We start from the raw sequence: 596 nt of genomic DNA on the forward strand, positions 1-596 counted from the left end.
GGGCGAAAGCACACCGTTTCCGAGTAGGGAATGGCCTCAAACGTCACTTCGTAACTGGCGTCGCGAGCGGCGCGGCTGATCAGTTGGGTGATCACCGCACCTGGCGCGAAAGCCTGTGGCGCGCCGCCGGATATTTTAAGTACCTGCCCAGGAGCAAGGGTTGCGCTGCTGCTGACGCCGCTGAGTCGCGTTTGGCCGTTGAGGTAACGCTCGTGACGCAGCCGGGCGTAGAAGTAGCCGCTTTCGCTTTGCAGGTCTTCGTCATGGGCGTAGCGATCGCCCATGACGGTGTAGGGTTCGGCGTAGTGATAAGCCTCGCCATAGGTGCCGTTGGCGCCGCGAGTTTGGTCGATGTCACCGTTCAGGTGAGCGTTGGCCACGCGGTGATGGTAGGTGCGGATATTGACGTGCTGTTCCACCACCTGGTGGCTCGATTGCAGGGCCCACACGCCGTCCTGCCCACTGCTGCTGAGCCCGGATTGCGGGCGGTAGGCCAACGCCACGTCAAACTGGTAGTGACGCTGGTCATCGTGAAATTCCACCACGTCGATATTCAGGCGTTCGTCGCTGGTGAAGCGGTACCAGATGCCGACGTC

The 596-nt window shown here is 61.6% G+C and carries 1 protein-coding gene; it reads right to left on the reverse strand.

Features of this window, described 5'->3' with window-relative positions:
* Positions 1 to 596, reverse strand: a 596-nt coding sequence (locus tag ACP7CJ_RS28845; protein ID WP_426103253.1) for a contractile injection system protein, VgrG/Pvc8 family, incomplete at both ends; no start/stop codon positions are given.

The sequence above is a fragment of the Pseudomonas sp. PSPC3-2 genome (assembly GCF_049897085.1).
Classification (GTDB): domain Bacteria; phylum Pseudomonadota; class Gammaproteobacteria; order Pseudomonadales; family Pseudomonadaceae; genus Aquipseudomonas; species Aquipseudomonas paraveronii.